At 43.9% G+C, this 21077-nt stretch carries 22 protein-coding genes; 15 read left to right on the forward strand and 7 right to left on the reverse strand.

What is annotated here, in order from left to right; translation table 11 throughout:
• Positions 1-78: 78 nt before the first annotated feature.
• Genes cobD through MHO82_RS20885 form a run of 3 tightly spaced genes read right to left on the reverse strand, consistent with a single transcriptional unit; the run spans position 79 to position 2624 of the window.
• Positions 79-1077, reverse strand: coding sequence for a threonine-phosphate decarboxylase CobD (gene cobD, locus MHO82_RS20875; RefSeq protein ID WP_239187397.1), 999 nt, complete (start codon positions 1075-1077; stop codon positions 79-81).
• A gap of 15 nt (positions 1078-1092) precedes the next feature.
• Positions 1093-2016 carry an adenosylcobinamide-phosphate synthase CbiB gene (gene cbiB, locus MHO82_RS20880; protein ID WP_239187399.1) on the reverse strand — a complete coding sequence of 308 codons (924 nt, stop codon included), beginning with the start codon at positions 2014-2016 and terminating at the stop codon, positions 1093-1095.
• The gene (locus tag MHO82_RS20885; protein ID WP_239187402.1) at positions 2013-2624 is read right to left on the reverse strand and encodes a histidine phosphatase family protein; all 612 of its coding nucleotides are present in this window, start codon (positions 2622-2624) and stop codon (positions 2013-2015) included. The genes cbiB and MHO82_RS20885 overlap by 4 nt, the downstream gene beginning before the upstream one ends.
• A 470-nt stretch (positions 2625-3094) precedes the next feature.
• Here MHO82_RS20885 and MHO82_RS20890 point away from each other — a divergent pair, with 470 nt between their 5' ends.
• The 9 genes from MHO82_RS20890 (at position 3095) to cobM (ending at position 13156) form a co-directional block, all read left to right on the forward strand.
• On the forward strand, positions 3095-4777 hold the full coding sequence (locus tag MHO82_RS20890) for an ATP-binding protein (RefSeq protein WP_239187405.1): 1683 nt from the start codon (positions 3095-3097) through the stop codon (positions 4775-4777).
• A gap of 69 nt (positions 4778-4846) precedes the next feature.
• Positions 4847-6202 carry a cobyrinate a,c-diamide synthase gene (locus MHO82_RS20895; protein WP_239187408.1) on the forward strand — a complete coding sequence of 452 codons (1356 nt, stop codon included), beginning with the start codon at positions 4847-4849 and terminating at the stop codon, positions 6200-6202.
• Between the two features lie 51 nt (positions 6203-6253).
• Complete coding sequence (locus MHO82_RS20900; protein WP_239187411.1) at positions 6254-7357, forward strand: cobalt-precorrin-5B (C(1))-methyltransferase; 1104 nt, start codon at positions 6254-6256, stop codon at positions 7355-7357.
• Positions 7354-8760 (forward strand): precorrin-6A reductase, encoded by a 1407-nt coding sequence (gene cobK / locus MHO82_RS20905; RefSeq protein ID WP_239187414.1) that lies wholly within the window; start codon positions 7354-7356, stop codon positions 8758-8760. The genes MHO82_RS20900 and cobK overlap by 4 nt, the downstream gene beginning before the upstream one ends.
• Positions 8760-10106, forward strand: coding sequence for a precorrin-6y C5,15-methyltransferase (decarboxylating) subunit CbiE (gene cbiE, locus MHO82_RS20910; protein ID WP_239187417.1), 1347 nt, complete (start codon positions 8760-8762; stop codon positions 10104-10106). The genes cobK and cbiE overlap by 1 nt, the downstream gene beginning before the upstream one ends.
• Before the next feature lie 5 nt (positions 10107-10111).
• Positions 10112-10840, forward strand: a complete 729-nt coding sequence (gene cobI, locus MHO82_RS20915; protein WP_239187420.1) for a precorrin-2 C(20)-methyltransferase — start codon at positions 10112-10114, stop codon at positions 10838-10840.
• On the forward strand, positions 10837-11619 hold the full coding sequence (locus tag MHO82_RS20920; RefSeq protein ID WP_239187423.1) for a cobalamin biosynthesis protein: 783 nt from the start codon (positions 10837-10839) through the stop codon (positions 11617-11619). Before cobI ends, MHO82_RS20920 begins: the two co-directional genes overlap by 4 nt.
• Complete coding sequence (gene cobJ / locus MHO82_RS20925; protein WP_239187426.1) at positions 11616-12392, forward strand: precorrin-3B C(17)-methyltransferase; 777 nt, start codon at positions 11616-11618, stop codon at positions 12390-12392. Before MHO82_RS20920 ends, cobJ begins: the two co-directional genes overlap by 4 nt.
• Positions 12389-13156, forward strand: a complete 768-nt coding sequence (cobM, locus tag MHO82_RS20930; RefSeq protein WP_239187429.1) for a precorrin-4 C(11)-methyltransferase — start codon at positions 12389-12391, stop codon at positions 13154-13156. Before cobJ ends, cobM begins: the two co-directional genes overlap by 4 nt.
• A gap of 111 nt (positions 13157-13267) precedes the next feature.
• Here the strand turns inward: cobM and MHO82_RS20935 are convergent, their stop codons facing one another.
• From MHO82_RS20935 to MHO82_RS20945, 3 genes are read right to left on the reverse strand one after another with little or no spacing between them, the layout of a single operon-like run.
• Positions 13268-13582 carry a DUF1330 domain-containing protein gene (locus MHO82_RS20935; RefSeq protein WP_239187432.1) on the reverse strand — a complete coding sequence of 105 codons (315 nt, stop codon included), beginning with the start codon at positions 13580-13582 and terminating at the stop codon, positions 13268-13270.
• Positions 13569-14183, reverse strand: a complete 615-nt coding sequence (locus MHO82_RS20940) for a short chain dehydrogenase (protein ID WP_239187435.1) — start codon at positions 14181-14183, stop codon at positions 13569-13571. Before MHO82_RS20940 ends, MHO82_RS20935 begins: the two co-directional genes overlap by 14 nt.
• Before the next feature lie 12 nt (positions 14184-14195).
• Positions 14196-15164, reverse strand: coding sequence for a haloalkane dehalogenase (locus tag MHO82_RS20945; RefSeq protein WP_239187438.1), 969 nt, complete (start codon positions 15162-15164; stop codon positions 14196-14198).
• A 152-nt stretch (positions 15165-15316) separates the two neighbouring features.
• Between MHO82_RS20945 and MHO82_RS20950 the strand changes: the two genes are divergently transcribed.
• The 4 genes from MHO82_RS20950 to MHO82_RS20965 all read left to right on the forward strand — a co-directional run bounded on the left by MHO82_RS20950 (position 15317) and on the right by MHO82_RS20965 (position 17693).
• Positions 15317-16183: a LysR family transcriptional regulator gene (locus tag MHO82_RS20950; protein WP_239187441.1), complete on the forward strand. Its 867-nt coding sequence runs from the start codon at positions 15317-15319 to the stop codon at positions 16181-16183.
• Positions 16184-16230: 47 nt separating this feature from the next.
• Positions 16231-16743 (forward strand): hypothetical protein, encoded by a 513-nt coding sequence (locus MHO82_RS20955; protein ID WP_239187444.1) that lies wholly within the window; start codon positions 16231-16233, stop codon positions 16741-16743.
• 50 nt (positions 16744-16793) lie between these two features.
• On the forward strand, positions 16794-17186 hold the full coding sequence (locus MHO82_RS20960) for a hypothetical protein (RefSeq protein WP_239187447.1): 393 nt from the start codon (positions 16794-16796) through the stop codon (positions 17184-17186).
• Positions 17187-17531: 345 nt separating this feature from the next.
• On the forward strand, positions 17532-17693 hold the full coding sequence (locus tag MHO82_RS20965) for a hypothetical protein (protein WP_239187450.1): 162 nt from the start codon (positions 17532-17534) through the stop codon (positions 17691-17693).
• Positions 17694-17809: 116 nt separating this feature from the next.
• Here MHO82_RS20965 and MHO82_RS20970 read toward each other — a convergent pair whose 3' ends face one another.
• A complete protein-coding gene (locus MHO82_RS20970; protein WP_239187453.1) occupies positions 17810-18838 on the reverse strand; it encodes a tyrosine-type recombinase/integrase in 1029 nt (342 codons plus the stop codon).
• A gap of 170 nt (positions 18839-19008) precedes the next feature.
• On the opposite strand from MHO82_RS20970, the gene MHO82_RS20975 reads away from it, so the two are divergent.
• On the forward strand, positions 19009-20124 hold the full coding sequence (locus tag MHO82_RS20975; protein ID WP_239187456.1) for a hypothetical protein: 1116 nt from the start codon (positions 19009-19011) through the stop codon (positions 20122-20124).
• Positions 20125-20144: 20 nt separating this feature from the next.
• The gene (locus MHO82_RS20980) at positions 20145-20879 is read left to right on the forward strand and encodes a hypothetical protein (RefSeq protein ID WP_239187459.1); all 735 of its coding nucleotides are present in this window, start codon (positions 20145-20147) and stop codon (positions 20877-20879) included.
• The last annotated feature ends 198 nt before the right edge of the window (positions 20880-21077 follow it).

Raw genomic sequence — 21077 nt, forward strand, 5'->3', positions numbered from 1 at the left:
TTCGTTTTTATTAGTGAATTATGGGTGTAGGAACGATCAGTTGATCGCTCCAGCACCTTAAACTGCCCTGAAATCTGGTTAATTTAGTTTGGCGAAAGCCTTCGCTAGTTTTTCTAACTCTGCGTCGGTTGGGATCCCAAAGCGAAGGGCATTTTGTTCATCACAGAGGCGGACATACACACCTTGTTGGCACAGCTGTTTAAAAAGTTCGGGGGCGTTGGGCAACAACACCGTCTTAAACAGCGAAGTACCGGAGACCGCAGTCTGGAAGGTATCCATCAGTAGATGTTCAAGGTTGTTGGATAAGCGCTGTAATTGCAGGCTTTGCTCAGATTGCCAGTTGAGATCTGTTAGGGCTTTTTCAGCAATGTATTGGGCGGGGCCATTTACCTGCCATGGACCAGTGGTGTTGGCTAAGGTGCTTAGCCAAATCGGGGCGGCGCTTAAAAAACCTAACCTGATCCCAGCTAAGCCAAAAAACTTACCCACGGAGCGTAAGACAAAAAGGTGAGGGTTATTGGTCAGCGAGGCGACTGACTGTGACGGTGTCACGCAGTCCATGAAAGCTTCATCCACAATAAGCCAGCCTTGCCGCTTTTCCACTTGCGTTAATAGTTGAGTCAGAGTGGATTGAGCAGTAAGAACGCCAGTTGGGTTGTTGGGGTTGATCACCACAACTATACAATGTGGAGTCAGCTCATCAGCGGAAGGTAATTGTGAATAGTGGTTAATGATAAATCCATGATCATGCCACGCTTTTTCATGCTCTTTATAGCCGACTTTTGGTAGCCATACGGTGGTGGTGGGCACAATATGTTGTATGAAAATGGAAGGCAATGTCTCAATGATACTTTGGCTACCACTGGTGGCAATCAGATTATCAGTTTTATAATATTGTTGAGCGGCTTTGAGTAACGTAGGGCTTGATTGTGGCAGCTGTTGCCAAACGGAGATGGGAATGGGGGGAACCGGATAACTGATTGGGCTGATCCCGGTGGATAAATCGAGCCACTCATCAATGGGAATCGCATAATGTTGAGCGATGGTGTGGAGCTGACCACCATGAATTAATTTCATTAACACAGCCTCATCTTATAAAACATAATTAAAAGAAACATGATAAAGAGTAATACAGAGAATAAAAATAAAAGCAGAATATTTAACTAGTAATAAAGAGCGTTGAATATCATTTCTTTGGACTTCTTTTCCGCATCCTAAATTAACCGATTGATGTACTTTACCATGATAAACAGCCTGGCCTCCTAATTTAAAATTTAAGACTGTTGCGCCAGCTGCCATCACCCAACCACCATTTAAACTTTTATATTGGCGGCCTTGAATATATGCATTTTTTAATGATTCAAGCATATTTCCCTGGCAGGAATATAATAATGAAGATATTTTTGCTGAAGGCCACCCTAAAATATCATCCATTCTTGCCGCGAACCAACCAAAATAGAGAAAGCGATCATTTTTATATCCCCACATGGCATCTAGGGTATTGGCTAATCGGTGTAAAATCACCAAAGGTGCGCCACCCATAATATACCAAACCAGCGAGGCGATCACCGCATCATGGCCATTTTCTAATACCGACTCTGTGGTTGCTCGCGCAATTTCTTGTTCCGATAATTGCGTTGTGTTTCTGCTTACTAAATAAGAGCAAAAGTGGCGCGCTTCATCCAGTTGGTTTTCATTTAGTGGTTTGAGTATTTGTAGCGCATGTTGAGCCAAACTTTTGTAGCCAATGGCCGCGTACACAATCATGGCATCGAGGCACCAGAATACCCAATTGTCTTGGCGAATAGCATAATATAAAAGAGGCATAGGGAGAGTAAGTGTACACCAACACAGTGCTCCGGACAGCTGACTTTGACGTGAGTTTGAAAATCGATTGGCAAGGCGCTCTAATTTTTGTGTGAGTAACCCAAAACCAACCAAGTAATGGTACTTTTTAGGCTCACCAAAGACGTGATCAAACACCAATGCGGCGGATAAAATGAATGGTTCAATCATGCGTCTGCCTTATTGTCTTCTTGGGTGTATAAACGATCATGTAGCTGAAAAGTTTGTTGATTATGGTGGAAGGTGAGGTGATAAACACCAGTGTTATCGAGTAAAGTTGTGGCGTTTACTTCTAATTTTAATGAAGAGAAACAGCGAATTGCGTCACCGTGGCTAATGATGAGAATGGTTTTGTTTGGATGGCGGTTGGCAATGTCTGTTAAACCTTGTTCAAAGCGCGTGGCACATGCAATTCCGGATTCTCCTAAAGGCGCAGACTGCGTATTTACTTGGTGAAAAACGGAGTGATAATCTGGGTGAGTGTGGAGCTCAGTCAGTGGTTTTTCTTGCCATTGCCCAAAGTGTCTTTCCATCAACGCCGGGTGAGTTTCCAGCTCAATATTTAGAGTTTGTTGGCAAAGGTTGGCGGTAGCCACGGCTCGACGTAAAGGTGACGTCACAATCAAATCGATGGTATGTGCACGACTTAATATTCTGGCCAGTTTGGTTGCTTGCTGTATTCCCTTATCGGTTAGGGAGCTATCGAGCTGGCCTTGCAGTTTTTGTTGGACATTCCACTCAGTTTCACCATGACGGGCGAGGAAAAAAGATGTCTTCATAATTAGTATATTAAATAAACTCCAAAATAACGTTGAGGATGTTTTCAATCTCGATTGTAAGCGTTCATTATATCTTTTAATGTTATTTATCTCAGGATTTGTTGATGTGAAGTTGGGTGCTTTCTTATTTATTCTAAAGATGAATGAGAAATATATGCACTTTAGTGTATTTATTCCTGTCATTTATGGTGTTTTATATTATTAGTTATTCCATGCTTTTATATCGCTAGAGTAACTTTAAAATAAAAAGAGCACATTGTTTGAAGTTATTTATATATTTTGGGGGCATTTAAGGAAGATAGCTTGAGTCATTATAGAGCGCATAGTAATATTTGCTTTGGTGATAGGATAATCACCATTATATGAAAAGGAACCACCATATTAACAAATGGTGTGATACATGGATGAATATAAAATTCTATGGGTCTTTTCTGCTTTTACTGTTTATAGATACTTGATTGAGAGAGCTAATGTTAATGCCTCAATTTCCATTCTGCGCTGTTTCAGGCCAGCAGCCGTTTAAATTGGCGCTTATTTTGGCCGCGATTAACCCGGCGATTGGTGGGGTGCTGGTGGCAGGGCCAAGAGGATCGGCCAAGTCAACCTTAGCCCGAGGGTTGGCAGATATTTTACCCAATGCAGACGCCCGTTTTGTGACTTTGCCTCTGGCGGCCACTGAAGAGATGGTGGTGGGAACGCTTGATTTACAACAAGTGCTGAGTGATGGAAACGTGAACTTTACTCCGGGGTTATTAGCCAAAGCGCATCACGGTGTATTGTACGTGGATGAGGTAAATTTACTGGCTGACAGCTTAGTGGATTTACTGCTCGATGTGTCCACCAGTGGTGTGAATCATGTGGAAAGAGATGGTATTAGCCACCAGCATGAGGCACTGTTTTTGTTGTTGGGCACCATGAACCCAGATGAAGGCGAAGTGCGCTCTCAGCTTCTTGACCGATTTGGTTTGTTTGTTAATTTAACCAACCATTACTCCATTGAAGAACGGATGGACATAGTTAAGCTCAGAGAAGAGTTTGAAACCGATCCTCAAGGTTTTTTACAACAATATCATCAGCAACAGCAGCAATTGCAAGCCTCGATTGTACAAGCTCGGAACGGGTTATCGAGTGTGACGTGCCCGGATGAATTACGACGCATGATCGCTGAGCGATGTTTTGCCGCGAATGTGGATGGCTTACGTGCTGATTTGGTTTGGTATCGAGCCGCACTGGCCCATGCTGCCTGGCAGCAACGAGCCGAAGTGTCGCAACAAGATGTATTGGCTGTGGAAGAGTTAGTATTACATCATCGTCGTCAAACACCACCTCCCCCGACGAAAAATGATCGCCCTAAACCGCCTCCGTTTCGTTGTCCACCACCTCCTGAAGCCGATTCTCCCAGCAATGATAGCAACACAAATGGTGATTGGGGAAGCATGGCTCCTGTGGAGCAGAAAACCGCTCAAAATATGAAAAGCGTGTTACTAACCTCATCTTCGCAGAAGAACACCGCTGATCTTAGCCAAATGTTGGTTTCAAAAAAAAAAGCAGGCCAGGTGATTGGGGGGAGCAAGAGCAGCCAGTTGCTGACCCATAAACCGGATTGGTTTGCGACGCTTGTCTCTTCTTTAGGGCAATGGCCACCAGCGCGTCTTTGTTATCAAAAAGCCAAAACAGGCCAGCCAGTATTGCATTTGGTGTTGTTAGATACCTCAGCATCCACCTTGAAAAAAATGCAGTTTTCTCAGGCTAAAGCCGTAGTGCTGCAAGTGGCTGAACGTGCGTATGTAGCGCGTGAGCAGATCTGTATTTTTGGTTTTGGTAATCAAGAGGTTAAGAAGCTGCTACCACAGCAAAAAGCCCCGAAGCGTATTTTACATTGGCTCGATAGCATCACAGCCGCTGGAGGCACGCCATTGCAGGAAGTACTGGCACAGGCGCGGAGTTATCAGCAGCAGTTGCTTAAGAAAATGCCCTCTTATGTGATGCAAAATTACCTTATTACCGATGGGCGGGTTTCTTCTTTTGATACTGGGGGAAAGCTGCACGGTGAAACCGTACTGATTGACGTGGAAGACAGTACTGTGAAACGTGGGCGAGGTAAACAAATTGCTCAGGCGCTGGACGCGGAATACATTGCCCTGCTGGCGTAGCGAGGGTGTAAAAGGCAACCGCTCCCAATTTTATTCAATAGTCTTATTTTATAGCCATGGATTGACGTTATGACCACCTTATTTTGCCCTGCTTTGATTCTCGCAGCCCCAGCTTCTGGCCAAGGAAAAACCACCATTACAGCGGCGTTGGCTTCAATGTTACGTCGCCAAGGAAAAGTCGTTCGAGTATTTAAAGTGGGCCCGGATTATCTTGACCCACAAATTTTGTCACAAGCATCAGCTCAACCTGTCGAGCAGTTGGATTTATGGATGGCGGGTGAAGCGTATTGTCAGAACAAAATGTACGAGGCGGCAAAAGTGGCGGACATCATCTTGGTGGAAGGGGCGATGGGGATCTTTGATGGTCAGCCATCCAGTGCCGATTTGGCGGCCAGATTTGGCATTCCGATCGCCATTGTGATGGACGTAAAAGGCATGGCGCAAACAGCAGCGGCTATTGCAATGGGGCTGGCGAATTACCGAGATGATTTTAAAACCGCGGGGCTGATTGCCAACAATTGTGGTAGCGAACGACACGCCCAGCTGATCAAAGAAGCGCTGCCCGATTCTTTACCACTGCTGGGCACGTTAAAGCGAACACCAGAGATCAGCTTACCAGAAAGACACCTTGGTTTAGTACAAGCCCAAGAGATCCGAGAAGAACTTGAGACTCGTTTATCGGCTGGCGCGGATTGGGTAGAAACGTCTGATCTTAGCAAGCTGCTTAATAAGCTGGAGCCTGTGGCCTTCCATCAGCCAGATCCAAAGCTATTGGCAGTAGTCCCTTCTGTTTTGACTGGGAAGGTGATTGCGGTGGCCAAAGACGATGCATTTAGTTTTATCTATGATGCAAATTTACGTCTGCTTGAAGAGTTGGGGGCCAGTTACCAGTTTTTCTCGCCGCTGCATGATGAAGTAATACCCAAGGCTGATGCCCTGTGGCTTCCGGGGGGGTACCCTGAGCTTCATGTTGAGGCATTGGCGAACAATACCAGCATGTTGACCTCCATTCGCGCCTTTTTTGCCAATGATAAGCCTGTGCTAGCAGAGTGTGGTGGGTTCTTGTATTGCCTTGAATCTTTGTCCAATTTAGAAGATCAGCAATATAAGATGCTTGGCTTGATGCAAGGCCATGGCAAGATGCGTACTCGTGGTGGTTGCCAAGGCATGCAAGCGGCAGTGCTTCCTGAAGGGGACGTTCGGGCTCACTCCCATCATCGATCCGTCAGTATTGAGACGCCAGAGCCGATCGCTCATGGTCGTCGTCAACGCCACCCTGCGCCGGGAGAAGCTATCTACCGAGTGGGCAGTTTAACGGCCAGCTATCTGCATTTGTTTTTTCCTTCTAACCCTGAGGCCGTCGGTCAGCTGTTTTTGTCTGCTACACTCGATGCAAACCTGATCACGAATCAAAATAATAAATAAACGTGCAATACAAATTGATCCCTTTCGTTTGGTGTATTAGGCGGCTAAGCCATGTGGCCTGAGAGTGAAGAAGCGCCCCGACCGCTGCGGACCGGATTGACCACTGGCTGTTGTGCGACCGCTTGCTGTGTGGCTGCGGCTCATTACTTGCTGGTAGGGACGCCCAGCGACTCGGTGAATGTGACCTTGCCACGGGGAGACGTGGTTGAGCTAGGCATCGTGGGTAATGAGCGTTTAAGTGACTGTACCGTTAAGTCGAGCACCATCAAAGACGCAGGAGATGATCCTGATGTGACACATGGCGCGACGGTTTTTGTGGAATTAACACTGACGGAACAGCTCGGCGTTGAGTTTAAGGCGGCAGCGGGCGTGGGTACTGTGACACGAGAAGGCTTGCCTTTGGCCATTGGTGAGCCTGCCATTAACCCAGTCCCTCGAAAAATGATGATGGATCACCTTGAAAGCTTGTCTGAGTTACACGGTTATAACGGGGGGTTTACGGTGAGTGTTGGGGTTGTTAATGGGGAACAAATTGCCTTAAAAACCATGAATGGCCGATTGGGGATTGTGGGTGGTTTATCGATCCTTGGTGTATCGGGTATCGTTCGGCCTTTTTCTTGCTCTGCTTATATTGCTTCCATTTATCAAGGGATCGATGTGGCCAACGCCAATGGTTGTGAGCACATCGCAGCCTCGACAGGCAACCGCAGTGAAGCCGCCATTAAAGCATATTATCAATTGCCCGACATGGCCCTGATTGAAATGGGGGATTTTGTTGGTGCAGTGGTCAATCATGTAAAAAAAGTGCCCGTCAAGAAACTGAGTCTGTGTGGTGGCTTTGGAAAGATCAGTAAATTGGCCATGGGAAAGTGGAATTTGCACAGCCAAGCTTCTTCCATTGATTTAGGTTTCTTAGCAACACTGGCCGAGAAACAAGGTGCTGACGACGCATTAAAAGAGAAAATTGTGGCGTCCAATACGTCCATTGAAGCGTTGAAACATTGTGATCAGCAAAACATCGATCTGGCGTTGGCGGTGTGTGAAGCGGCGCTTTTACAAGTGAGAAAAAAAATCAGCCCCCACACACAGTTAGAAGTATGGGTGATTAATCGTCAGGGTGACATGATAGGCCGAGCAGGAGATACAATGGCATGACGTTATTACTACTCGGTGGTACTGCCGATGCAAGAAAAATAGCGACCCAATTACATCAACAACATATACCGCTTATCTATAGCGTGGCGGGTTTAGTGCGAGTGCCTAATGTGGACTGCCCAGTAGTCAGTGGCGGTTTTCGTCAATTTGGTGGGTTAAAAAAGTACATCGCTCAACAGCAAATCCGTGCGATTTTGGATGTGACTCACCCGTACGCGGATACCATGAGTTCAACCGCCGCGTGCGTTGCCGCAGAATGCGGAATTCCCTATTGGCGTTTTCACCGGCCGGAGTGGCAAGCAAGTGATCAGGATACCTGGCACAGTGTGAGAGACTGGTCTCAATTACTGCCATTACTGGCCTCAAAGTCGTCGGTACTGCTGACGGTCGGTCAAATAGATCAATCAGAGATTGATGAACTGGCCGTTTTTCATCGCAATAATCATCAAACCCAAGTATTGCGAACCGCGGTTAAGCCCAAATCAACGTTGGCACCGAGCATGACTTGGGTAAAAGCCATCGGGCCTTTTGAACTTACCGATGAGCTGGCACTCATGAAGCAACATAAGATAGATGCACTCGTCACCAAAAACAGTGGTGGCAGCTCAACCATTGCGAAATTAGAAGCCGCCCGGCAGCTTACAATTCCTGTTTTTATGTTAGAGCGGCCGCCAATGCCAAGTGCAGATGCGCTTTTTTCTGATCTTGGCACCTGCCAAGCCTATGTACTTAACAATTTCCCCTTAATAAAGAAAATGGATATGTCTTTTAAATATGAAACAAACCCCCAGGCCATAGAGCAAGGCAGCTTTCGTCAAATTCGTGAGTTGACGGATCTTACGGGGTTGAGTCAAGAGCAGCAGCAAGTGGTGATGCGCATTGTTCACAGCATCGGCATGCCTGAAGTGGCTAGCCAAGTACGTTTTAGTGCCCAAGCTTGTGAGCGAGCATTGAGCGCGATTGATAACAAAAAAGCCATTTTATGTGATGTTGAAATGGTGCGACATGGGATCACCAAACGTATGGTGACTGGTGAGCCGTTGTGTTTTCTAAATGATCCACGGGTACCTGCATTAGCCAAAGAGCGCAGCGAGACACGCACCATGGCCGCGTTGCAGTTTTGGTATGAGCAATTAGAAGACAGCATTGTATTGATCGGTAATGCACCGACAGCCCTGTTTCGATTATTAGAGATGATTGAACAAGGAGCCAAAAAACCGGCGGTGATCATCGGCATGCCAGTGGGTTTTGTTGGGGCTGCGGAATCAAAAGAGGCATTGTGGCAGGTACATGAAAAGTTAGGCATTGAGTGCATTACTTTGCTTGGACGACAGGGGGGTAGTGCCGTGACCTCTGCAACGCTGAATGCATTGTTACGCTGTCACATAGGTGAGTGGTATTAATGAACGCACCGACGAAATTAGCAGGGTTAACTTCTACCATTGATGTGATTGGCCTTGGTGTGGCGGATAAAGCGCAGCTAAGTCATGAAGCCCAGCATGCTATTGAACAAGCCGACATTGTGATTGGCTCTGAGCGACAATTACAGGTGGTGAGTGAGTTACTGCAACCGAATCAAACTCAAGTGATGTTGCCGCCTTTGCGTGAGTTAAAAGCGCATCTGCTAGGGTATTGTGATAAACACGTGGTGGTGCTCGCATCAGGTGATCCCCTGTATTACGGCATTGGTCGTTGGCTAATAAATTGTTTTGGTCTCGGGCCTTTAACCTTTCATCCTGCGGTCTCCAGCATACAAGCCGCTTGTCACGGACTTGGCTTTTCATTGCAAGATGTTGAAGTGTTAAGTCTTCATGGTCGCCCTCTTGAAAAAATCCGTACTCGATTGAGAAAGAATCATCGGTTGGTGATCCTGACGGATAAACACAGTACTCCAGAGGCACTTGCTAATGAATGTGTGCAAGCGGGGTTTGCACAGTCGACGTTATGGGTGTGTGAGCGCCTAGGGTATCCCGAGCAGAAAATTCGTCGATTTACGGCTGAGCAGCTTGGTTTTCATAAGACAAAGGCTCTTCAAATAGAGGGGCACAAGACAAGTGGGCAAAAAACGGATGCTCAAGAGGCGACATACGACTTTGATCCGCTGCACGTCACCGTGATTGAAACTAAAGGTGCTGGTGGAGTTTTGCCTGAATTTCCGGGGATCGCCGATCATCAGTTTGTGACGGATAAAGAAGCGGGCAAAGGCATGATCACTAAACGTGAAGTGCGCTTGGCGATTTTGTCTTTATTGCAACCAAGTAATGAGGACGTTATTTGGGATATTGGTGCGGGTTGTGGCAGCGTTGCTGTTGAACTCTCATACTGGGCGGCCAATGCCAGTGTGTATGCTATTGAACATCACCCAGAGCGCTTGTCGTGTTTAGAACAAAACAGAGTGCGTTTTGGTGTGGTATCGAATTTATCGGTGATTGAAGGACGTGCACCACAGAAACTGATCGATTTACCTGCGGCCAACAAGATTTTTATTGGCGGCAGCGATGGTAATTTGGCTGAATTATTGAGTATCGGCTGGCAGCAGTTACCAGCGGGAGGCATGTTGGTGGCCAGTGCCGTCACGGAGAACACCAAATACCAGTTACATACCTTTGCCGCGACGTTAGCGCCAGAGCAAATAGAAACCATGCAAATCGCGGTTAGTAGAGGCGCGACATTGGCAGGGCAGCTCATGTATAAGCCCAATTTACCCGTCACTTTGTTCAAATTTATCAAGCCAAACGGGTGGACATAACAACCATGACAACAAAAGCAACTGGAAAACTGATTGGTGTGGGTGTCGGGCCTGGCGATCCTGAGCTTCTTACTCTAAAGGCATTCCGTGCTATTCAGCAAGCACCAGTATTAAGTTTTTTAACCAATGCTCAGCATCATTCACAGGCCAAAAGCATTGCGTGTGAAGCCATCGAATCAAGAAGAAGTGCGGCGATTGAGATTCCGCTGCCCATGCCGATGAGCACTGATCGCCGTTTCGCTAATAAGGTGTATGATGACGCGGCTGAGAAGATCAAACAGCAACTCTTATCAGGGCAGGATGTGGCTTTTCTTTGTGAAGGGGATCCGCTTTTTTTTGGCTCATTTATTTATCTATTGGAAAGGCTGCAAGATCAATTTGAGTGTGAGTCGATCCCGGGGATCGCCTCAATTAATGCCGCATCATCTTGTTTGGTCCAGCCATTAACCAAATTAACCGACTCGTTTGTGATCATGAGTGGTCGTCATAGTGATGATCAGTTATGCCAAGTCCTGCGGGATCATAATAGTGTCGTGATCATGAAGGCGGGCCAAGCGCGCGTTCGTATTTTAGATGCTCTGCAAAAAACAAATCGCACAGAAGAGGCGTGTTACCTTGAATATATCGGCCGACCTGAGCAAAAAGTCGAGCGTAAGGTCAGCACCCTTGCCCGTGAAGCGGGGCCGTATTTCTCTTTGTTTGTGATCAGTCGACAAACGGACACTCGCACATGATCCGTATTGTGGCGTTAACAGAAGCGGGCCGTCGTCTGGCGCTTCAGCTTCAATCCAATTTAACTGATGACTGTGAAGTCTGGTTTAAGCCTAAGCCTTTTACCGAGCGGCTACAGCAAGCGTTTGTTGCAGGGGATTCATTGTTACTCATTTGTGCCATAGGCATCGCTGTTCGTACTTTAGCGCCAGTTTTACAGCATAAAAACATTGATCCCCCTGTATTGGTGTTAGATGAAGCGGGTCAATTTGTGATCCCGTTATTATCTGGGCATGAAGGCGGTGCGAATGAATGGGCAAGCCAGATCTCACAGCTGATTTCGGCTCAGCTGGTGCTAACAACGGCCAATCCATATTTAGCACCAGTGTACAGTATTGGTATGGGCTGTGAGCGCCATTGTCCAGTTGAGAAATTAGAACGTTTACTACTAGATTGCTTAACCAAAGCCAACTTAACCCTTGATCACATCAGTCACATTAACAGCATTGATATTAAATCAGACGAAGTGGGTTTGATTGAGCTGGCGAAAAAAATTGATAAGCCTTTTTATACTTGGAGTAAGCAGCAACTGCGTCAGGTGGAAGATCAACTCAGTACCAAATCAGACTATGTGTACAGTGTGGTTGGGGTGTACGGCGTGGCGGAATCGGCCGCGTTGTTTGATGCCCAGAACATCACCCAGCAAAAGGCTGAGTTGGTTTTAAATAAACATAAGTCGGCAGTGGCGACCTGTGCCATTGCGCGATCCTATCCAAACTTAACCGTAAAAGAGACACAATGACAAAATTGTATTTAATTGGTGCAGGACCGGGTGATATTGATTTAGTCGCCCCAAGAGCCACCAAGGCCATTGAAAATAGCAGCGATTTGGTTGCTTATGGGTTGTACCTCAAATTATTAGGCTGTGTGTGTGACGGCAAAGTGCACCATGATTTACCGCTTGGTCAAGAAATAGACCGTGCCCGTTTAGCATTGGATCTCGCAGCCAGTGGCAAAACCACCGCGTTGATTTCCAGTGGGGACATTGGTGTTTATGCCATGGCTACCCTAGTGTTTGAATTATTGGATCGCCAGCTTCAAGGGGAAGAAGATCACCCTGAATGGTTGGATGTGGAGATTGAAACGGTGCCAGGGGTGTCCGCAATGCAGGCTGGATCCAGCCGAGCGGGGGCGCTACTGGGCCATGATTTTTGTACTATTTCTCTTTCCGATCTATTAACCCCTTGGCAAACCATTGAAAAACGCATTCATAGCTGTGGTACGGGGGATTTTGTGGTGTCGTTTTATAACCCGAAGTCCAAAAAACGTGATTGGCAGATCAATACTGCCCGCGATATTTTATTGCAGTACCGTCCGGCGAATACTCCTGTGTTGTTAGGCCGCCAGTTAACCCGTGAAGATGAAAGCATTACACTTACTACCTTAGAAAAGCTGCACAGTGATGATGTGGATATGTTTACTTTGGTGACGGTAGGGAACAGTGAATCGCGCCATATTATTAATGGCAATAAAGAGTGGATTTATACACCACGAGGGTATTCTAAAAAATTATGACCGTTTATTTTATTGGTGCAGGGCCTGGGGATCCGGATTTAATCACGGTAAAGGGCCATAAAAAAATGACCTCCAGCCCAGTGATATTGTATGCGGGCTCTTTGATCCCTCGACAGTTGTTGGCAGATGCAGAAGTCAGTGCCGAGCAAATTATTGATACGGCACCGCTGAACCTCGAAGAAATTGTGGATCACATTGCAACCGCGCATCAAGCAGGGAAAGACGTGGCTCGTTTACATTGTGGCGATCCTTCCGTGTATGGTGCCATTGGTGAACAAATGCGCCGATTGGATGAGCTTAACATTCCATATGAAGTGATCCCCGGCGTGACGGCCATGGCAGCTTCGGCGGCGTGGTTGCAAAAAGAGCTGACGTTATCGGGTGTTTCTCAAACGGTGATCATGACACGTTATGAAGGAAAAACCCCTTTCCCTGAGCGGGAGCGTTTACCGGCTTTAGCAGCGAGTGGGGCAACGTTAGCGATTCATCTTGGGGTTACAAAAATCGCTAAAATTGTGGAAGAGTTGATCCCCCATTATGGTGAAGATTGCCCGGTTGCGGTGTGTTATCGCACATCGTGGCCAGATCAAGACCGAGTGGTCGGTACGCTAAAAGACATTACTGAAAAAGTACGGGCGAAAAACTTTAAATTGACCTCGTTAATTTTAGTTGGGCGGGTGCTAGAGACTGATGAATTTAATGATTCTTACCTATACAGTAAAGATCAGCCCCACATTTTTCGTCCGCCAAAATCGGATGAATAACTGTGACTAAGTGGTTTTAAATAAATTAAAAAGCAAATAAAAAATGAGTTCACAGGAGGTTGTGAACTCACTTTTTTGGTTGTATAACCGTTTGGAATCGTTGCTAAAGGTTTAGTCCACTGCCAGCGCGAAATGCGTGTCCACAACCTCTGTTCTTAAATGTTTGATGGCCAGATAATCACTGGATGTTAAACAGGCCTTAAGCCGTTGCATGGAAGGAAAACGGACCACCGATATTTTCGCTTCTGCGCTTGGCCATTGTCCTTCTAATAAATCGATGGCTTGATCTGTTACTCCGGCTACCAATACTTCTGCACCATATGTTTGAAAGATCGGGTGAGCGGCTTTTGCGTATTCCATCAATGAGTCATTTTTCTCAGGGTATTGCGCCGATGAAACCAAATAGGCGGGCTTAGGCTGCTTCATAGTAACCTCCAACAGCATTAAATACGTGACCTGATTGATGGCCATTGAGGCTGGCATGGTAATAGGTTGCAACATCACGAGCCGCAATACCTGCACTACTGTCTACGCCCCACATCTCCATGGTTTCTTTTACCATACTTGGACTTACGGCATTGATGCGTTTGCCATCCGTTAGCTCAAGTGCAACCGTCGCCACAAAGGTATTGATCGCTGCTACACCCATGGCAATGGCGGCGGTTCCCGGCATAGGGTGGTTAGAAGCTTGGCCTGAGGTAAGGGTAATGGAGCCACCTTCATTGAGGTACTCAAGCCCAATACGAGCCACATTCACTTGGCCCATCACTTTGTTGTTTAAAACATTGTGATAGCCCGACTCTGGCATACTGTCGAAGCTGCCCATTTCGCCGTTACCCGCCATGCTGATAATGGCATCCACGTTTCCTACTTTTTCGAACAACGCTTGAATTGACGCTTTGCTTTCAATATCGACAGTATAATCACCTTGGCTGTGACCGACAGCGATCACTGAGTGTTCTTGTTGTAGATGCTTGACGGTAGCTTGACCAATCACACCATTGGCACCAATTGCTAAAATTTTCATAGGGTATCCTTATTAATATTGAGTTTGTTCTAACCAGTGGATCATGGTATCCGCCAGTTGTTTGGATTGATCTTCTTGTAAAAAATGTGACGCATTGGCTATCGTCATGTGGGGCTGATCTTGTGCGCCACTGAAATTATTTTGAAATTTAAGGTCGTATCCTTGCCCTGCCAAAAACGGGTCTTGATCGCTGAACAAGGTCAAAACGGGTTTATCCCACTGTTTGAGCTTTGCCCAGTCGGCGTTTACGTCATTCAACTCAGAAGCGACGATAGTAGGCATTTTTCTCGGTGCGGCATAAAACTCCGGACTCGGGAAAGGGGCATCGTAGGCCTGCATTTCTTCATGGCTGAGTGGTGTAGTTGTCAGCGTTTGAATAATTTTGCCAATTTCTAATTGCTTGGCGTGTTTGAAGTAGCCCGCCCAGTTGCCATAGTTAATTTTGTTGGCAAAGGTATCGAGGCTGGGTTTGCCCGCCATGGTCGCTAGCAGCTTTAATACTTTTGGAACTATGAATTTCTCCAGCCCTTTCATTTCCGCAAGGGCAGTATTGGCTACGACCAGTCTATCGAGCCATTCTGGTTGTTGTGCTAGTACTCGCAAACCAATCATGCCGCCCCAATCTTGCATAAAAGCCGCGGCGTTTTTTATGTTTAATTGTTCAACAAACTGCCCCATCCAACGCACGTGATTCGCGTACGTATGGGTGTCACTAGAGGCCGGCTTATCTGATTTACCAAAGCCGATTAAGTCTGGGGCAATCACTCGGTATCCAGCATCGACAAGCACGGGGATCATGTGTCGGTATAAATAGCTCCATGATGGCTGACCATGAAGCAAGAAAATGGTTTTTTCGTTGTATGACCCTTCATCGAGGTAGTGCATACGCATGCCGTCAACGTTCAAGTAATTGGCATTAAATGGGTAATCAGCTAAGTTCAAGAATGCGTTATCAGGTGTTCTTAGTATTTGCTGCTCCATAGCCTTGGCCCTCTTAATTGGTCTAATTTTTTGGCCTTAGCTATGTTGGTGATGACTGACATGCTTGGCCCTGTTGATGTAGATAACTTTAATCAAGAACCTTGGTCTAAAAAAGCATATACTTTTGAACTTCTTGGTCATATTATTAGTCCATGATTGCATTAGAACATTTGCACGTAATTAACGTGATCCACCAAGAAGGCAGTTTTCGTAAAGCCAGTGAGAAGCTATTTAAAGCGCGCTCTGCGGTGTCTTACTCTGTGAAACAGGTGGAAGAATATTATGATATTGAGATATTTAGTCGTGATACGTATCGGCCAGAGTTGACACGTAACGGCAAGATATTACTCAACAAAATTCAACATTTGCTGAATGAAGCGAACGACTTCGATGTGTTTGCACGTCAGATGAACAGCGAAGTGGAAGCTGAACTGCGTATCAGTATTAGTGCTATCTTCCCCATGGATAAAGTCACCGAATTATTAGGGAAATTAAAAGAAGTCTTTCCTAAAACCATCATTCACTTAGACATTGAAACGGCGTCTGGGGAGCGAATGCTATTAGATGGTTTAGTCGATATTGGAATTTATGGCGGACTAGAGCAAAGCGAGCAGGTTCAATATCGCTGTATTGAGCATTGTTTACTTCCTGTTTTTATTTCAGAGCACTTTCCCGTGGCGGATAAAAACAGCATAGGGAAAAAAGATCTCATTAAATATCCGCAAGTGGTTGTTAAATCTTCTTATAAAACCAGCCCAGATACAGGCATCGTCAAAGATGGTTTGCAATGGTATGTCTCGGATCATCATGCTAAACAAGCCTTGATCCGAAGTGGGCTGGGCTGGGGGCGTCTTCCTTTGCATGAAGTCACTCAAGAAATTCAAAATAAGCAATTAATTCAGCTCAGTAATCCAAAAGCCATGGAAGTCCCTATCTATGTGGCTAAACTAAAAGAAAAAGCGCTAGGTCCAGTTGGCATGATGATTTGGCATTTCTTTGCGGATTACACCCCACAGTAAAAATCATTTTTTGCCTTAATTGGCTTGAAAACAACGCAGGAGAGTCAATGGTGTTTTCTATTACATCTTGTTCATTGCCAGAAAATGCATTATTGGCTCGCTATCGGCAAGAGGGTGCTTATACGGATTGTTTTACAACCGAAATTGTGAAGGGGGTAAGCCATGAGCAATTCGTGCGTGCTTTTTATACGACGCCTATCTTTAAGTTAGAGAGGCTAATATTGACATGGGGGTTATCTAAGCCTTCTTCTGATGCTGACGTTAGGCAATTAGCACAAAGTAAAACGGAAACTTTTTCTGCTTGGCAGGTTGAACGCCGTAGTGAGAATCAGATTCTAATGTGTGATTACCTGGGTAAAACACGATCATGGCTTATGGTCGAGCCTTATGAAGACGGGCAACAAACAAAGACGAAGTTGTATTTTGGCTCAGCAGTGGTATCGGATAAGAAGAAAACGCAGTCACGGCTGGGGGCGAAATTGAATCCGCTACTGTGGTTTCACGTTTTCTACTCCGTTATTTTGTTAAGCTCGGCTAAAAGGCGACTTCAAGCTCTATAGGATTAGTTTGTTATTGGGGAAGGCACAATTAATTTATGAAGATAAAAAGCATGAAAAGAGTGGTTATCGCTGTTGCGATGCTATTTTCAACACCGATACTGGCTTCAGACAATGAAGTCGAGGTCATCCTCTCAGAGAAGCAAGCTGAAAAAATTCGTTTCGATCTTAGTCTGCTTAACTATGACGGTTTAATGGGGAACGCCGACAGCTTAGCGGCAGTGGATTATGAGTTTTGTATTCCCGCAAACGAGCAATATGTTGAAGAAGTTCGTTACCTTGATCCTTCCATAAAATTACACCAATCCTCCCCGGGTCGTATTGGTTGTAACAGCAATGAATATCTTATCATCGGTAATACGCATCAGCCGGATTTTAAAATGGTTCTGACAAACCTGGCTAAGTTAAGTTATGTCGAGCGTATTGAAAGGTGCTTTTGGGAATAGGTTTGAAGTGATGATGTATCAGTACTGATTTGGGTTAAATTCCCCTTGCCAGTAAAATACGCCAGTTTCATTATGTTCGTTTAAACACACATACATAATGTCTGTTTACCTAAACTTATGTGTATTGTGATGTTTTGTGCAGTTGGTTCTTGTCACTGTTATTAAAGCTATGGATACTCTGCTTTATTCCTAATTTTTATGATGCGTATATTAAAAGCGTTACACCTTTAAGTCAGATTTACCAGCTATCAAAAACGGTGTATTGATTGAATCTAATATACTTATTGGTATAGGGTTTTCTATATTGCAGTGGTGTGCTTTTATGGTTTTAATTAAGGTATAAGTGTGAAAATTTTAAAAAAAAAGGCTTTTATTTTTATTCTGTTTTTTCTCACTGTTGGTGGGCTGGGAAGCGGTATTTGGTACGAAAAAAACGGTAAGCCTCAGCGTCTTGAGGTTCCTAGTGAGCTAACACGTTATATAATCAATCACACTAATGGAGAGTAGGCCACACAAGGGGATACGGGCCTTTATCAAGAGGTTGCTTGTCAATAATCGTCAATGTTTACCTATATTATGAAAATATGTAGACAATTTGTGGGCATTATTTGAGGCGTGTGTAGTCATCGTTTTAGGTTGTAGAAAGGGTTCTTTGTGACTACATCTTCTAAGTGATCGGGAGATAGATGAGCATAGCGCATTGTTTGTTTTATATCGCTGTGGCCTAATACTTTTTGAAGCGCGATGATATTGCCACCGTTCATCATATAGTATGAAGCAAATGTATGACGTAGAACATGGGCCGCTTGCCGTTTTAGCCTCGGTACGTGTTTCACGATGAAACGATAAACAGTTGCATAAGCAATATTAAATAGTGGGCCAGATCCTTCCTTGTAAATCACATCATAAAGTTCAGGGCTGATAGGCACAGAACGATTCTTTTTTCCCTTCGTTTGTGTAAACGTGACTTTATATTTAACAACTTGTGCGCCAGTTAAACTTGCAGTTTCTTGGAATCGGCCGCCGGTCGCTAAACAAAGTTTAATTACTTTATGTAAATCTTCATGATGTTTGTGCTTTTCTGCTTTATCAATGAGTGTTTCCATCTCCTCAGTGGTAAGAAACTCCATCTCAGGTTCATGAAGCTTAAATTGTCGAACTTTCGAAAGAGGGTTCAGTCCTTTCCACTCTTCCATGCGTTGTAATTCAGCAATTACCGCATTAAGTAAACTTTGCTCAGAATTACAAGTACAAAAAGACACCTTAGCTTTTCGGCCATTTAGGTCTGCAACTTCACCCGCTAGGCGACGAGTGCGATATTCAGTAAACATAGTTGCTGTGAGTTTATGATAGAGCGGGTCGCCCATCGCTAAGCCAATAACTTTAAGTTTATTATATGTGTATTGGGCGTTGGTCAGTGATTGGCCGTGGCGTTCGTACCAAAGTTCAATCATATCTAATAAGCTGCGGTGTTCGATTTTCTCGCCTAACCATGGCTTATTATCCACTTCTTTGAGTACGAATTTCTCATAGGCAAGCGCTTCGCCTTTGGTGGCAAAGCGCTTTCGAATTCGTTTACCTTTTCGGCCTTGCGGGTACACATCGCAAAGCCAAGGTTTTTTATTTCCGTCTTCTAATTTTCGTACAGTCATAAAATCTGATTTATTGTATATATATACAGTCATTCTTGTTTGACTTTGTATTTATATCAAGAGGATAAGGTAAAATTATGAGAGAATAGACATATTATGAATAAGCATGATGAATTCACCTTGGCATATTGATATCATCCGCCATCATTTTTCAATTCTAACGATGAGTCATGAGCACTTTTAAAACAATTTCTGAAAATACACAATACTGGTTCATTAGAGCAGGACGCGATAGCGGAAAGTTTTTCTATAACTTTAAAGAGAACGGTGTTGTTGCGTTAGGTCATGCAGAGGACGTTGTACTTCCTATTTTTCACGATAATGCATTATCTGATGAAGAGAAAGAAATGGTGCTTATCTCTACTCAAACGGCATTGCAGAATCGTGAAGAGTCTAAGAGCCAAATATCTAATAAGGTAAATCAGATTCGTCGATTTATCGAAATCATGAAACCTGGTGATATTGTTATAACGATAAATGATACTAGCATAATGACTGGTCAAGTGACATCTGGAGTTTATTTTGGAAGTGTCGGTTTAACAAGTAATACTGAGCGTGATAAAGGCTCTAATGATACATGTTATTTCAATCTTCGTTGTAACGTAAATTGGGGGCGTATAAAAAATAGGAGCCTACTCCCGTCAGATATTGAAAAAATTTTTAGGTATACAGGTTCTATTCTTCAGCTTGATAAGCCAGAACAGATTAAATCTATAAATCATTGGCTTTATCCAATTCATTTTGTGGAAGATGAAGTTAGGTGTACATTAAAGATAAGTTCTAAAGAGGAGCTTTCAAATCGACAGCTTACAAAGTTATCTGGTGTTTTAGATGAATTAGAGTTACTGGCTGACTATCTATCGAATGAGATTGATAATAATGGTGCAATTAGCCATGACAAATATCTCACATATGCTACCGAGTATCGAGATAGCTATACATATACATTAAAGGCCCAACACCAATTTATGTCTCCTGGGCATCAGTTCTTGCAGCTTGATGGTTCTGAAACTAAGAAAGTAATTTTTGCTATACTATTACAACTTACTTTGTCTTCTGAAGTAACAGGCGCTTCACTTGATGATGTTGTGCCTGAGGGAGTTGATCTTCAAATGATTGAATCTATAGTGCAAAGTGTGAATGGTAGCAATGATGTTGCTGTAATTAAAGCGTCATTAGATGTTGGTTTATCTAAGCCTTCAGTGCCTGTTGAAGAAATTAGTGAAGCAGAACATAATATAGATGATGGTTGGGGCTCTGAGCCAAGTGAAAACTCAGCTCTATAAAGTAGATACAATGGTTTTTTATGAACGTCATATCTAGGATTTATGCTCACATAAAGGATTTTTTCTGCAGCCTTTTGGATATAGCGGAGAATTTTCATTACTTAATTCTAGCTATTGCTGTTTTGTTTGGTGGTGCTTGGACTCTGTATACGTTTGATGCTCTTAATCAAAAAGAGAAGGCACTTCAAGAATTAGATCAAACAGAACAGAATTTAAAGAAGGCTAAGTTAGAGCTAAAGGATTTACAAGATAAGATTGATGGTACTGATTCTAGCTTTATAGAAATATCTCATGAACAGATTAAACTCTCAAATGGAAATATTGGAGTCATAGTGAATGTATTGGTGCAAAATACAGGAACTAATGATGTAGATATGAAGTGGAAAAAGTCACCATTAAGTGTTTATAAAGTAGAAACTCGCAATGGTGATGAACAAAGGCTATCTAATGAGTTAACACCTAAAATTTATGATGATGTGTTTCCAAAGAAAAAATATCTACAGAATTTATACTTATTTGTAGGGGCAAAGAAACACTTGTCTTTCTATGTTGAACTATCAGATCCTGGATTATATTATTTAATGTTCAAGGCTAAAACAGACAAAGAATTATCAGACAAACTTAAAAAAGCTGGTAAATCTAATGGGATTTGGTTTTCATCTAAATATATATATTTAGATGTGTTAAAGGAAAATGTTAAAAAAACAAATTTGCCAAAGAAGATTACAATAAGTAAGCATTACAAAGACTTTTAAGTTTTCCTTATATAATACAAGGCTGAAATTTTATGTAATATCGTCTAATAATATTTTAGACGGTATTTTTTGTTTTTATTTTTATAAATATTTATTTTTTGGTATTCCATTTCCATTATCTCCAAACTTTTTGTCAAAGCTAGATTCTAACGAGAAAATCACTCCTAGTAATTTGATTGCAAGCAAACATGATGCGTA

This window comes from Vibrio sp. Of7-15 (genome assembly GCF_022347565.1).
GTDB lineage: Bacteria > Pseudomonadota > Gammaproteobacteria > Enterobacterales > Vibrionaceae > NORP241.